This is a genomic window from Trinickia symbiotica (assembly GCF_003028655.1).
GTDB classification, from domain to species: domain Bacteria; phylum Pseudomonadota; class Gammaproteobacteria; order Burkholderiales; family Burkholderiaceae; genus Trinickia; species Trinickia symbiotica_A.
This window is the reverse complement of sequence record NZ_PYUC01000004.1, coordinates 1-13,453: the sequence shown is the minus strand read 5'-3', so window position 1 is coordinate 13,453 and position 13,453 is coordinate 1. Positions and strand designations below refer to the sequence as shown.

Annotated in this window: 11 protein-coding genes; all 11 read right to left on the bottom strand. The window is 66.1% G+C overall.

Annotated elements, in window-relative coordinates:
• Position 1 precedes the first annotated feature (1 nt).
• The 11 genes from murC to mraZ are packed head-to-tail and all read right to left on the bottom strand — an operon-like array spanning position 2 to position 13,119.
• Entirely contained in the window at positions 2-1,393 is a 1,392-nt protein-coding gene (gene murC, locus C9I57_RS08490; protein ID WP_107150211.1) for a UDP-N-acetylmuramate--L-alanine ligase, read from the bottom strand.
• Positions 1,390-2,496, bottom strand: a complete 1,107-nt coding sequence (murG, locus tag C9I57_RS08485) for an undecaprenyldiphospho-muramoylpentapeptide beta-N-acetylglucosaminyltransferase (protein WP_107150210.1) — start codon at positions 2,494-2,496, stop codon at positions 1,390-1,392. The genes murC and murG overlap by 4 nt, the downstream gene beginning before the upstream one ends.
• Complete coding sequence (gene ftsW, locus C9I57_RS08480) at positions 2,493-3,785, bottom strand: putative lipid II flippase FtsW (protein ID WP_258187560.1); 1,293 nt, start codon at positions 3,783-3,785, stop codon at positions 2,493-2,495. The genes murG and ftsW overlap by 4 nt, the downstream gene beginning before the upstream one ends.
• Entirely contained in the window at positions 3,782-5,326 is a 1,545-nt protein-coding gene (gene murD, locus C9I57_RS08475) for a UDP-N-acetylmuramoyl-L-alanine--D-glutamate ligase (RefSeq protein WP_181321777.1), read from the bottom strand. The genes ftsW and murD overlap by 4 nt, the downstream gene beginning before the upstream one ends.
• 19 nt (positions 5,327-5,345) lie before the next feature.
• On the bottom strand, positions 5,346-6,515 hold the full coding sequence (mraY, locus tag C9I57_RS08470) for a phospho-N-acetylmuramoyl-pentapeptide-transferase (RefSeq protein WP_107150209.1): 1,170 nt from the start codon (positions 6,513-6,515) through the stop codon (positions 5,346-5,348).
• A 13-nt stretch (positions 6,516-6,528) separates the two neighbouring features.
• The gene (locus tag C9I57_RS08465; RefSeq protein ID WP_107150208.1) at positions 6,529-7,983 is read right to left on the bottom strand and encodes a UDP-N-acetylmuramoyl-tripeptide--D-alanyl-D-alanine ligase; all 1,455 of its coding nucleotides are present in this window, start codon (positions 7,981-7,983) and stop codon (positions 6,529-6,531) included.
• Positions 7,980-9,521 carry a UDP-N-acetylmuramoyl-L-alanyl-D-glutamate--2,6-diaminopimelate ligase gene (locus tag C9I57_RS08460; RefSeq protein WP_107150207.1) on the bottom strand — a complete coding sequence of 514 codons (1,542 nt, stop codon included), beginning with the start codon at positions 9,519-9,521 and terminating at the stop codon, positions 7,980-7,982. Before C9I57_RS08460 ends, C9I57_RS08465 begins: the two co-directional genes overlap by 4 nt.
• A complete protein-coding gene (locus C9I57_RS08455; protein ID WP_107150206.1) occupies positions 9,518-11,347 on the bottom strand; it encodes a peptidoglycan D,D-transpeptidase FtsI family protein in 1,830 nt (609 codons plus the stop codon). Before C9I57_RS08455 ends, C9I57_RS08460 begins: the two co-directional genes overlap by 4 nt.
• Positions 11,344-11,727 (bottom strand): cell division protein FtsL, encoded by a 384-nt coding sequence (gene ftsL, locus C9I57_RS08450; RefSeq protein ID WP_107150205.1) that lies wholly within the window; start codon positions 11,725-11,727, stop codon positions 11,344-11,346. Before ftsL ends, C9I57_RS08455 begins: the two co-directional genes overlap by 4 nt.
• Positions 11,724-12,665, bottom strand: a complete 942-nt coding sequence (gene rsmH / locus C9I57_RS08445) for a 16S rRNA (cytosine(1402)-N(4))-methyltransferase RsmH (protein ID WP_107150204.1) — start codon at positions 12,663-12,665, stop codon at positions 11,724-11,726. Before rsmH ends, ftsL begins: the two co-directional genes overlap by 4 nt.
• A gap of 25 nt (positions 12,666-12,690) precedes the next feature.
• Positions 12,691-13,119, bottom strand: coding sequence for a division/cell wall cluster transcriptional repressor MraZ (mraZ, locus tag C9I57_RS08440; protein ID WP_020566426.1), 429 nt, complete (start codon positions 13,117-13,119; stop codon positions 12,691-12,693).
• Positions 13,120-13,453: the final 334 nt, after the last annotated feature.

Genomic DNA, 13,453 nt, shown 5'->3' with positions numbered 1-13,453 from the left:
GTCATGCCTTTGCATCTTGGACGAGCCGCGCCGGCACCGCGCCGATCGAGCCCGCGCCCATCGTGATCACCACATCGCCGTCGTGGACGAGCGCCGCGAGCGCCGCCGGCACGTCGTCGGCCGTTTCGACGAATACCGGCTCGACCTTGCCGGCCACGCGGATCGCGCGCGACAGCGCGCGCCCATCCGCCGCGACGATCGGCGTCTCGCCGGCCGCATAGACATCCGTCAGCACGAGCGCATCGACGCTCGAGAGCACGCTGACGAAGTCCTCGAAGCAATCGCGCGTGCGCGTGTACCGGTGCGGCTGAAACGCGAGCACGATCCTGCGCTCGGGGAATGCGCCGCGAGCGGCCGCGATCGTCGCCGCCATTTCGACCGGGTGATGGCCGTAGTCGTCGACGAGCGTGTAGCGGCCGCCCGAGCCGATTTCGATTTCGCCGTACCGCTGAAAGCGCCGACCCACGCCCGTGAACTCGGCGAGCGCACGCTGGATGTCGGCATCGGCGACTTCGAGTTCCGTGGCGATCGCGATCGCCGCGAGCGCGTTTTGCACGTTGTGCATGCCCGGCATATTGAGCACGATGTCGAGCGCCGGCGCGTCCTCGCGCATCGCCGTGAAATACATCTTGCCGTCGCGCGCGAGCACATTGACGGCGCGCACCTGCGCGTCGGCCGCGAAGCCGTAGCGGATGATCGGCTTCGAGACGAACGGCAGGATTTCCCGCACGTTCGAGTCGTCGACGCAGAGCACCGCGATGCCGTAGAACGGCAGCCGCTGCGTAAACTCGATGAACGCCTGCTTGAGCCGCGCGAAGTCGTGCCCGTACGTATCCATATGGTCCGCATCGATGTTCGTCACGACTTCGATCACGGGTAAGAGATTCAGGAACGACGCGTCGGATTCGTCCGCTTCGGCCACGATGAAATCACCTGTGCCGAGCCGAGCGTTGGCACCCGCGCTCGTCAGGCGCCCGCCGATGACGAAGGTCGGGTCGAGCCCGCCCGCGGCGAGGACGCTCGCGACGAGGCTCGTCGTCGTGGTCTTGCCGTGTGTGCCGGCGATTGCGATGCCCTGCTTCAGGCGCATCAGCTCGGCCAGCATGACGGCGCGCGGCACGATCGGCACGCGCAGGCGGCGTGCGGCGAGCACCTCGGGGTTGTCGCTGCGCACGGCCGTCGAAACGACGACCGCGTCCGCGCCTTCGATATGCGCGGCGTCGTGGCCGAGCGCGATGCGCGCGCCGAGCGATGCCAGGCGATCGGTGGTGGCGCTGCGCGCGAGGTCCGAGCCGCTCACCCGATAGCCGAGCGTCACGAGGACTTCCGCGATGCCGCTCATGCCGGCACCGCCGATCCCGACAAAATGAATGTGTTTGACGATGTGTTTCATTGCTTTCCTTCCTGGCGCGCTTGCGCCACGGCCGCGCAAACCTGCGCGACCCGATCCGTCGCCTCGGGCTTCGCGAGCGAGCGCGCGCGCCCGGCCATCTCGGCGAGCGTTTCGCGCGTTTGCCCGCGCAGCCAATCGGCCAGCGCTTCGGGCGACAAGTCGCGCTGCTGCACGAGTACCGCCGCCTCCCGCTCCGAGAGAAACTCTGCGTTCGTCGTCTGATGATCGTCGACCGCGTAGGGAAACGGCACGAAGAGCGCCGCCACGCCGACGGCCGCGATTTCGGCCACCGTCATCGCGCCCGAGCGGCAGATGACGAGATCCGCATCGGCGTAAGCCGCGGCCATGTCGTCGATGAAGGGAACGAGCTGGAGCCCTTCGCCCGTCGAGAGGCCGGCCGCTTCATAATTCGCGCGCAACGCGTCGATATGCTTCGCGCCCGCCTGATGCACCACACGCGGACGCGAATCCGGCGACAGCAGCGCGAGCGCGCGTGGGACGACTTCGTTCAATGCGGCTGCGCCGAGACTGCCGCCGACAACGAGCAGGTTCAGCGGACCGACGCGGCCCGCATAGCGCGCCTGCGGCTCGGATGCATGGGTGAGCGCATCGCGCAGCGGATTGCCGGTCCACTCGGCGTTCGGCAGCGCGTCGGGAAACGCGACGAGCACACGCCGCGCGAGCTTTGCCAGCACCTTGTTCGCGAGACCGGCCACCGAGTTCTGCTCGTGCAGGACGAGCGGCCGCCGCTCGAGCGCCGTCATGACGCCGGCCGGAAACGTGATGTAGCCGCCCATGCCGAGCACGACGTCGGGCCGCACGCGCCGCAACGCACGCCGGCTTTCCAGGCAAGCGCGCAACAAATTGACGGGCAACATCAGCAGCGTCTTGAGCCCCTTGCCGCGCAATCCGCCGAAGCGCACGTACTCCATCGGAATCCCGTGCTTCGGGACGAGCGTCGCCTCCATGCCGGCCGGATTGCCGAGCCAGACCACTCGCCAGCCCCAGGCGCGCATACGGTGGGCGACCGCGAGCCCGGGGAAGACGTGCCCCCCGGTGCCGCCGGCCATCACCATGAGCGTGCGCTGCGGGGTGGAACTCATACCTTCCCCCCACGCATCAGCACACGATTCTCGTAATCGACGCGCATGAGGAGCGCGATCGCCAGGCAATTGAGCACGATGCCCGAGCCGCCATAGCTGACGAGCGGCAGCGTCAGGCCCTTCGTCGGCAAGATGCCGAGATTGACGCCGATGTTGATGAACGTCTGCACGCCGAACCAAAGTCCCACGCCCTTGGCCACGAGGCCGGCGAACGTACGGTCGAGCGCGAGCGCCTGCCGGCCGATCTCGAACGAGCGGCGCACGATCCAATAGAAGAGCAGGATCACGGCGAGCACGCCAACGAAGCCGAGCTCTTCGCCGATCACGGCGAGAATGAAGTCGGTATGCGCTTCCGGCAAGTAATTGAGCTTCTCGACACTGCCGCCGAGCCCCACGCCGAACCACTCGCCGCGGCCGAACGCGATCAGCGAGTGCGTGAGCTGGTAAGCCTTCCCCTGCGCGTAGCGATCGTCCCACGGATCGAGGTAGGCGAAGATTCGCTCGCGCCGCCACGGGGACGCCCAGACGAGCAACCCAAAAGTGCCGACGGCCGTGGCGACGAGTCCGCCGAAGAGCTTGCCGTTCACCCCCCCCAGGAAAAGCAGGCCCATTGCGATCGCCGCGATCACCATGAACGCACCCATGTCGGGCTCGAGCAGCAACAGCGCACCGACGACGCCGACGGCAAACGCCATCGGCAAAAAGCCCTTCGCGAAACTGCCCATGTACTCCTGCTTGCGAACGGTGTAGTTCGCCGCGTAGATCGTCACGGCAAGCTTCATGATCTCGGACGGCTGCATGTTCATGAGGCCGAGCGGCAACCATCGGCGCGCGCCGTTCACACCCTTGCCGATGTGCGGAATCAGCACGATCACGAGCCCGACGAGCGCGATCAGGAAAAACTTCGGCGCCTGCTTGTCCCAGACCGAAATCGGGATCTTGAACGCGACGACGGCGGCAATCGTTGCGACGGCGATCGAAGCAATGTGACGCACGAGGAACGCGTACGTGTGATACGACGCGTACTTCGGCGAGTCGGGCATCGCGATCGAGGCCGAGTAGACCATGACGACGCCGAGCCCGAGCAAGGCAATGACAGCCCACAACAGCGAATGATCGTAATCGAGCATGCGCGAGCGCGTCGGCCGCATGCCGCTCACGACGCTCGCGAGGCCGCCCGCACGCCTGCGCGCGTCCGAGTCCGCGCCTGCCTTGGCGTCGCCACGCCGAAGCGATGCGCCGCTGCGTTCCGTGAAGAACCGTTGTCCGGTGCGCTCGGTCCAGCTCATAGCATCGTCCCCCGTTCCGCCGCGATGTCGTCGACCGCGCCGCGAAATACCTCGGCGCGATGCGCGTAGTGCTTGAACATGTCGAAGCTCGCGCAGGCGGGCGAAAGCAGCACGGCGTCGCCGGCTTGCGCGACGGCGGCCGCCGCGCGCGTCGCCGCTTCGAGCGTCGGATGCGTTTCGAGCGGGACGCCGGTCTCGGCGAGCGCCGCACGAATGAGCGGCGCGTCGCGGCCGATCAACATCACGGCGCGGCACCAGCGCGCCACGGGCCGCGCAAGCGGCGCGAAGTCCTGCCCCTTGCCCTCGCCGCCCGCGATCAGCACGGTCCGTTGCGCGAGCCCGTCGAGGGCCGCGACCGTCGCGCCGACATTCGTCCCCTTGCTGTCGTCGACGAAGTCGACACCGTCGAGCGAGCCGATCAGCTCCACGCGATGCGGCTCGCCGCGATACTCGCGCAGACCGTGCAGCACGGGCGCGGCAGGCAGGCCGATTGCCCGCGCGAGCGCAAGCGCGGCGAGCGCATTCGCCGCGTTGTGCAAACCGCGGATGCGCAGGGCATCGGCGGGCATCAGGCGCTTCAGCGTGAGATCGACTGGGGCCGCCGACGCGGCGCCCTCGTGCCTGCGCCGCCGCGACGACGAGACCGGCTCGTCTGCGGAGTCCCGCTCTTGCGCTTGCGCGAGCCAGTTGATGCCGTTCTCGCGCACGAGGCCATAGTCGCCGACGCGCTGCGGCTCGTCGAGGCCGAATGTGATCACGTGCTCGGCGCCGCTTGCTTTCGCCGAATCGGCCGCGCCCGCAAGCGTCATCGCGCGAGCGTCGTCGCGGTTGAGCACGCGTGTCGTATGCGGGCCGAAAATGCGCCCTTTCGCGGCCGTATAAGCATCGAAGTTGCCATGCCAGTCGAGGTGATCCTGCGTGATATTGAGCACGGCGGCCGCGTCGGGGTCGAATGTCAGCGCGGTTTCGAGCTGAAAGCTCGAGAGTTCGAGCACCCAGACGTCGGGCAGCGCCGTGTTGTCGATCGCCTCGGAAAGCGTATCGAGCATCGTGGGACTGATGTTGCCGGCGACGGCGACGCGCTTGCCGGCTCGCCGGCAGAGCAGCCCCGTGAGGCTCGTGGTGGTCGTCTTGCCGTTCGTGCCCGTGATGGCGATCACCTTCGGCGCATAGCCGCTCTCACCGAGATGCCGCAGCGCGCGTGCGAAGAGCTCGAGCTCGCCCCACACGGGAACGCCGCGCTCGCGCGCGCTCGCGAGCAGCGCGGCGAGATCGGGCGCAAGCGGAGAAAGACCGGGGCTCACCGCAATCAGCTCGATGCCGCCTTCGATGAGCGCGGGCGTGAACGCACCGCCGACGAATTCGGCCTCGATGCGCTCGGCTTCGAGCAGCGACAGATTCGGCGGCGCCTCGCGCGTGTCGGCAACGCGCAGCCGGCACCCGTGGCGCGCGCACCAGCGCGCCATCGCGAGGCCGGATTCGCCGAGCCCCAGTACCAGCACCGTCGGACTTTGCCGATCACGAAACATCTCGCCGAACATCGCTTGCTTTTCCTTCCTATCAACGCAACTTGAGAGTGGAGAGCCCGAACAGACACAGCATCAACGTCACGATCCAGAAGCGCACGACGACCTGGGTCTCCTTCCATCCGGAGAGCTCGAAGTGGTGATGCAGCGGCGCCATCTTGAAGATGCGCCGCCCTTCGCCGTATCGGCGCTTCGTGAACTTGAACCACGTCACTTGCAGCATCACGGACAGCGTCTCGGCAACGAAAATGCCGCCCATGATGAACAGCACGATTTCCTGGCGCACGATCACGGCGATGGTGCCGAGCGCGCCGCCCAGGGCCAGCGCGCCGACGTCGCCCATGAAGACCTGCGCGGGGTGCGTGTTGTACCAAAGGAAGGCGAGCCCCGCGCCGCCCATCGCCGAGCAGAAGACCATCAGCTCGCCCGCGCCCGGGATGTGCGGGAAGAGCAGGTACTTCGAATAGACGGAGCTGCCCATGACATAGGCGAACACGCCGAGCGAAGCGCCGACGAGCACGACGGGCATGATGACGAGGCCGTCGAGACCGTCCGTCAGGTTGACCGCGTTGCTCGCGCCGACGATGACGAAGTACGTGAGCGCGATGAAACCCCATACGCCAAGCGGATAGGTGACCGACTTCAGAAACGGCAACAACAAGTCCGCCTTCGCCGGCAATCCCATCGAAAGCCCGCTTCGCACCCAGGCCATGAACAGATCGAAGACGCGCACATTGCTCGCCTCCGAGACGCTGAATGCGAGGTAGACCGCCGCGAAGAGCCCGATCACCGATTGCCAGAAATACTTCTCGCGTGAGGACATCCCGCGCGGATCCTTGTAGACGACCTTGCGGTAGTCGTCGACCCAGCCAATCACGCCGAAGCCGAACGTCACGAGCATCACGATCCAGATGAAGCGATTCGTGAGGTCGGCCCAAAGCAAAGTCGATACCGCAATGCCGATGAGGATCAGCACGCCCCCCATCGTCGGCGTGCCGGACTTGACGAGGTGTGTCTGCGGCCCGTTTGTCCGCACCGCCTGGCCGACCTTCATCAAAGTGAGCTTGCGAATGACCCACGGGCCACAGACGAGCCCGATCAAAAGCGCGGTGATCGTCGCCGCCACCGCGCGAAACGTCAGATAGTTGAACACGCGCAAAAAGCTTGCGTCGTTCTGCAGCCATTGCGCCAACACCAGCAGCATGCTCGTCCTTCTCTCAGTGCGTACCGGGCTCCGCGCCCGGCACATTCGGTTGTACTTGAGTCAATGCATCGACGACGCGTTCCATGCGCATGAAGCGCGACCCCTTCACGAGCAACGTCGCGCTCGCGTCGAGGCCGGCCTGCCGCAACGCGTCGATCAAAGCGGCCACTTCGTCGAAATGGCGCGCTCGCGCCGCCGAGGCCTGGGAGGCGGCAGCGCCGGCCTCGAATGCCGCGCAGGCGTCGCGCGTCGCGTCGCCGAGCCCAAAGAGCGCATCGATGCCGCGCTCGCGCGCGTAGGCCCCGATCTCGCGATGAAACGCCGGTCCGTGATCCCCGACCTCGCCCATGTCGCCCATCACGAGCACGCGCGGCGCCGGTCCGGCGGCTAGCACGTCGATCGCCGCGCGCATCGAATCGGGATTCGCGTTGTAGGTGTCGTCAATGACGGTCGCGCCGGCAAGCGAGCCGGAAACGGCACGCTTCACCTGCAGCCGGCCTTTGACCGGAGAGAACGCCTCCAGGCCTCGACGGATCGCATCGAGTGCGACGCCGGCTGCCAACGCCGCCGATGTCGCCGCGAGAGCGTTGCGGGCGTTGTGCGCGCCCAGCACCTGCAGCGCCGCTTCGAACTCGCCGGCCGGCGTGCGCACCCGCAAACGGTTGCCGGCGAATTCGCCGGTGACGGCGGCGGCATTCGCCGGTTGCGCGTCATCGGCCGTCAACAGCGCGAAATCGACGATGCGGTTGCCCGTCGCCGCGACACGCCAGATCCCCGCGTAAGCATCGTCGGCGGGAAAGACAGCCATGCCGTCGGGGCCGAGCGCATGAATCACGCTCGCATGCTCGAGCGCGACGGCTTCGACCGTCTCCATGAATTCCTGGTGCTCGCGCTGCGCGTTGTTGACGAGCGCGATCGTCGGCTCGGCGATCTTCGCGAGGGTATCCGTTTCACCGGGATGATTCATCCCGAGCTCGACGACGGCGAGCTTGTGCGTCGCGTTCAGGCGCAAGAGCGTGAGCGGCAGCCCGATCTCGTTGTTGAAGTTGCCGGCCGTCGCGAGGCGGTCGTTCGCGCCCACCGCCGCCGCGAAGATCGACGCGATCATCTCCTTCACCGTCGTCTTCCCGTTGCTGCCCGTCACCGCCACGAGTGGGATGGGGAAGCGCCGGCGCCAGCCGCGCGCGAGGTCCGCCAGTGCCGCGCGGGTGTCGGACGCGACGATCGTCGGCAGGTTCCAATCGGACGAGGGGATGCGCGCCGCGAGGACGGCCGATACGCCGCGCGCAGCGACGTCGGCGAGAAAGTCGTGCGCGTCGAAGCGCTCGCCTCTCAAAGCGACGAATAAGTCGCCGGGGCCGGCCGTGCGGCTATCGGTGCAAATGCGTTCGAACGCGGCTGCGCCGTCGCCAACGATCGTTGCGCCGGGAATGAGACGCGCTGCTTCGGTCAGCGTCAGCATCGTCATTCGCCGCCTCCGCGCGTATGGGTCGCCCGGGCCGCTAGTGCGAGCCGTGCATGGTCCTGATCGGAAAAAGCGCGCTTCTTGCCCATGATTTCCTGTGTTGCTTCATGCCCCTTGCCGGCCAGCACGACGACGTCCTCGCGCGCTGCACCGCGCACCGTTTGCAAGATCGCGTTCGCGCGATCCTCGATGGCGCGTGCGCGGCTCGCGTCGCCCATGCCGGCGACGATTTGCTCGATGATCGACTGGGCGTTCTCGCTGCGCGGGTTGTCGCTCGTCACGACGACCACGTCGGCAAGCCGCTCGGCGATCGCGCCCATCAAGGGGCGCTTCGTCGCATCGCGATCGCCGCCGCAGCCGAACATACAGACCAGCTTGCCGCCGCGCGCCTCGGCGATCGGCCGCAGCGCCTCGAGCGTTTTCTCGAGCGCGTCGGGCGTATGCGCATAGTCGACGACGACGAGCGGCTCGTCGCTCGCGAGCCGCCCGCCGAGCCGCTGCATGCGTCCGTTGACGGGCTCCAGCTTGGCGAGCTGGATGAGCGCATCGGCAAGCGGCACGTCGGCCGCGAGCAGTGCGCCGAGCACCGCGAGCAGATTGCTGACGTTGAATGCGCCGAGCGTTCCGACTTCGACATCGGCATCGCCCCAATCCGACGACAGATGAAACGCCGTGCCCGCCGCCGTCGCGCGGACATTCGTCGCGATGAGCCGGGCGTCGGCGCCCGTTGCGTCGAGGGCCTTTTCGGCGCTATCGGCGCCTATGCCATAGGCGATCGTGCGGACACGCCCCTGCGTGCGCTCGATCAGACGGCGGCCGGCCGCGTCGTCGCGGTTGATGATGGCCGCACGCAGCGTGGGCCAGTCGAAAAGTCGAGCCTTCGCGGCTTCGTAAGCCTCGAAGGTCCGGTGATAGTCGAGGTGATCCTGCGTGAGATTCGTAAAAACGGCGATGTCGAATGCGGTTCCGTTCACTCGCCCCTGATGGAGCGCGTGCGACGACACCTCCATCGCCACGGCGCGCGCACCGCCGGCAAGCAGCTCGGCGAGACTGCGTTGCAGCTGGGGCGCATCGGGTGTCGTAAATCCCGTCTGCACCAAATGACCCGGCATCCCGCTACCGAGCGTGCCGATCAGCGCGCACGGCGTATCGAGCGCGGTCAGCGCCGCCGCGATCCAATGCGAACACGATGTCTTGCCGTTGGTCCCCGTCACGCCCACCGTCAAGAGCCTCTCGCTGGGGGAACCATACCAGCGGCTCGCGATCTCGCCCGCCCATTCGTTCAGCGCGGGCACCGCGAGCGTGCGCGTCGCGTCCACGCTCTCTGTAAAGCCTTCGGGCTGATAGAGCGCGGCCGCCGCGCCCGATTCGAACGCTCGCGCGATATGGGCACGATTGTCGGCTCCCTCGACGGCGTAAGCGAGGAACGCATCCCCGGCGGCGAGTGTGCGCGTGTCCGAATGCAAGTGCGAACCCGGCGCGACATGCGCGCGCAGCCAGCCGAGCGCGTCGGCGATTTGCCGTTCGGCCGGCGCGCTCATCGGACGACTCCCGGATCGTTGCGCGAATTCGCCGATACGGCGAGCGGCCGTGCAGCTGCCGCCGCCATCGTGGCCGTCTTGGGGGTATCGTCGGAAACGACCAGCTGCTTGACGGGCATATCGGGCGGCACGTTCAAGGTGCGCAGCGTATCGCCGACGATCGACGCAAACACGGGCCCCGAGACATAACCGCCGAAGTGGCTGCCCGAGGTCGGCTCATCGATCGAGACCGCGACGACGATGCGCGGATTGGGCATCGGCGCCATCCCGACGAACGAGGCACGATACTTCGAATGGTCATATCCACGGCCCGCGTGCTTGTAGGCCGTGCCGCTCTTGCCGCCGACGCGATAGCCGGGCACCGCGGCCTCGGGCGACGTACCCTGCGCGGATACGACCGATTCGAGCATCGCCCGCACTTCGCGGGCCGTCGTCGGGGAAAAGATCTGCGACCCGGTCACGGGCTGGGTCGGATCGACTCTAAAGATCGAGACGGGCAGCAACATGCCGTCGTGCGCGATCGCCGTATAAGCGCGCGCGAGCTGGAACAGCGATGCCGAAAGCCCATAACCGTACGACATCGTCGCCTGTTCGATGCGGCGCCAGCTTTTCCACGGGCGCAGCCGCCCCGCGGCAGCGCCGGGAAAACCGACCTTCGGCGGCTGGCCAAGGCCGATGCTCGTATACATATCCCACATTTCCTCGGGCTTGAGCGTCATGGCGATCTTCGTCGCGCCGATGTTGCTCGACTTCTGGATCACGCCGCCGACCGTCAGCACGCCGAAGCCGGAATCGTCGGTGATCGTCGCGCCGTCGAGCGTGAAGTGGCCGTTGCCCGTGTCGACGAGCGTGTTCGGCGTGACGCGGTGCAGGTCCAGCGCGAGCGAGACGGTGAAGGGCTTCATGATCGAGCCGGGCTCGAACACGTCGGTCAGGATCCGGTTGCGCAACTGCTCGCCGGTCAGGTGCGAGCGATCGTTCGGGTTGTACGTCGGATAATTGACGAGCGCGAGCACCTCGCCCGTCCGCACGTCGATGACCATGGCGGCCCCGGCCTTCGCCTTCGACTTCTCGACGGCCGCCTTCAGATTCGCGTAGGCGATGTACTGGATCTTGCTGTCGATCGAGAGCTCGACATCCTTGCCGTTGCGCGGCGGGACCTGCTGGTCGACATCCTCGACGATGTGGCCGATGCGGTCCTTGATGACGTGGCGGATGCCGGGCATCCCCGAGAGGATCTTCTGGTCGCCCAGCTCGATTCCTTCCTGACCCTCGTCCTCGACGTTCGTGAAGCCGACGAGGTGCGCCGTGATCTCGCCTTCGGGATAAAAGCGCTTGTATTCGTCGCGCTGATAAATACCGGGGATGTCGAGTGCCATGACCTTCTCGGCGACATCGACGGGAACCTGCCGCTTGACGTAAGCAAATGTCTTGTCGCCGGAGAGCTTCGCGCGCAGCTCCTTCTGACTCATGCCTAGCAGCGATCCGAGCGCCGCGAGCTTGCCGGGATCGATGTCTTCGGGCACCGATTCTGGAATGGCCCAAATCGCGCGCACGGGCAGGCTCGTCGCGAGCACGAGCCCGTTGCGATCGAGAATCTTGCCGCGCGTGGCGGCGAGCTCGATCGTGCGCTGATAGCGGCTCTCGCCCTGCTTCAGATAGAACGCGTTGCCGGGCCCCTGGATCCAGAACGCACGGCTGACGAGCACGACGAACGCCATGAACAGCAGGAAGACGACGAGCTTGGAACGCCACATCGGCAGCCGCACGGAAAGCACGGGGCTGGCGGAAAACGTGACGCTCTTGCGATTGCCCGGCAGTTTCATCGGGCGCCTCCGCGGCTCGTCGGCGCCGCGCGCTTCGTCGCGCGAGGCGCCGCATTGGCGAAGATCGGCGCGCTGGCGGCCGTCGGGATCGCGGCGTCGTGCGCCTCGGCCGCGCCGGGAACAAGCGTCAGATATTGCGTGCTGCCGCTCCCGACCGAGCGCATCTTGAGCGAATCGGAGGCGAGCCCTTCGATTCGCGACGTCTTCGACAACGCGCTCTGCTCATATTGCAGTTGCGCGTAGTCCTGCTGAAGCTGACGCTCCTCGGCCTGCGCGCGCTCGAGCTGGACGAAAAGACGCCGCTGCTGGTTCGTCGCGTTGACGACGGACAACGCACAGCCCAGAACGACGATCAACAGAAGGATGTTGAGACGGCTCATGGCGCGACGCGCTCCGCGACGCGCATCACGGCCGAGCGAGCTCGCGGGTTGGCCTCGACCTCAGCGGCGCCGGCAAACACGCGCTCGATGATTTTGAGCGGAGGACTTGGCAGATCGGCGGCGCGAATCGGCAAGCGACGGTCGACGGCAGGCGCTTTCGCGTGCGCCTGCATGAATCGCTTCACGATTCGATCCTCGAGCGAATGAAAGCTGATGACCACCAGCCGCCCCCCTTGCTCCAACAACGACAATGCAGCCTCTAAAACGACTTGCAGCTCCGCAAGCTCTTGATTGACGTGAATCCGTATAGCCTGAAAGGTGCGGGTTGCCGGATCCTTACCCTTCTCACGTGTCTTGACGGCGTGAGCCACGATTTCGGCAAGCTCGCCCGTGCTGACGAGAGGCCCGAGACGGTCGGACTCTGCCCGGCGAGCAACAATCGCCTTTGCAATCTGAACAGCAAACCGTTCTTCCCCATAATCGCGTATCACCTCCGTCAGTTCCTGCTGCGTTGCTCGCGCGAGCCATTCGGCCGCCGATTCTCCACGCGTCGGGTCCATCCGCATATCGAGCGGACCGTCGGCGCGAAAGCTGAACCCCCGCTCCGGATCGTCGAGCTGCGGCGACGACACGCCGAGATCGAGCAATACACCCGAGACCCGCGCGATACCGCGAGCGGCAAGCGCGGACGAAAGCGCGGCGAAGCTGTCGTGCACGATCTCGAAACGCCCATCGCCGATCGAGCGCGCCGTATCGATCGCCTGCGGGTCTTTGTCGAACGCGATCAGCCGACCCGCGGCACCGAGCCTGGCCAACAGCGCCCGACTGTGCCCGCCGCGCCCGAACGTGCCGTCGACATAAATGCCGTCCGTGCGCGTCACGAGCGCATTTACCGCTTCCTCGAGCAACACCGTCTGGTGTCGCAGCTCGTTTCCCATCGCAGCGTCCTTCGATAAACCGCGATCAGAACGTGAAATTCTTCAACGCTTCCGGCATGCCCTGCGCCATCGCGGCCTGTTCCTTGGCCGCGTACGTCTGCGCGTCCCACAGTTCGAAGTGGCTTCCCATGCCGAGCAACATGACTTCTTTTTCCAGCCCCGCGGCCATACGCAATTCCGGAGAGACAAGGATGCGGCCCGCGCTATCGAGATCGACGTCGGACGCATTGCCGAGAAAAATCCGCCGCCACCAATGCGCATCCATCGGCAGCGCCGCGATCTTCGTGCGAAAGACTTCCCATTCGGGGCGGGGAAACAGCAAAAGGCAACCGTCCGGGTGCTTCGTCAGCGTCACCCGTCCCTGTGCCTCGCCTTGCAGCGCTTCGCGATAACGAGAAGGCACCGACATACGGCCTTTCGCATCGAGCGTCAGCGCCGACGCCCCTTGGAACACGTCCTTTTCCCCTCGGGGCACCCTGCCCCGCTCCGCTCTCGAAATTCGGCCGAAATGGTCCGATCAATCCACAAAAATACACTTTCTCACACTGTCTCCCACTTTAGAGTAACGCTTTAGGCGGGTCAAGGGAGAAACACCGTTTTTTCGAGCGATTTTGTTTGAAAGAACAAGGACTTACGTGCCCTTCCTCACATAGAGCTCAAACCGAAAAACGTTATAAATGAATGAACTACTGCATGTTCTGAAGGTGAAACCTGAGAAGCGTGCGGCAAGCACCGGGGTGATAAGCGCGAAAGCGGCTCGAACGAGGGAGGGACTGTCTCTTATACAC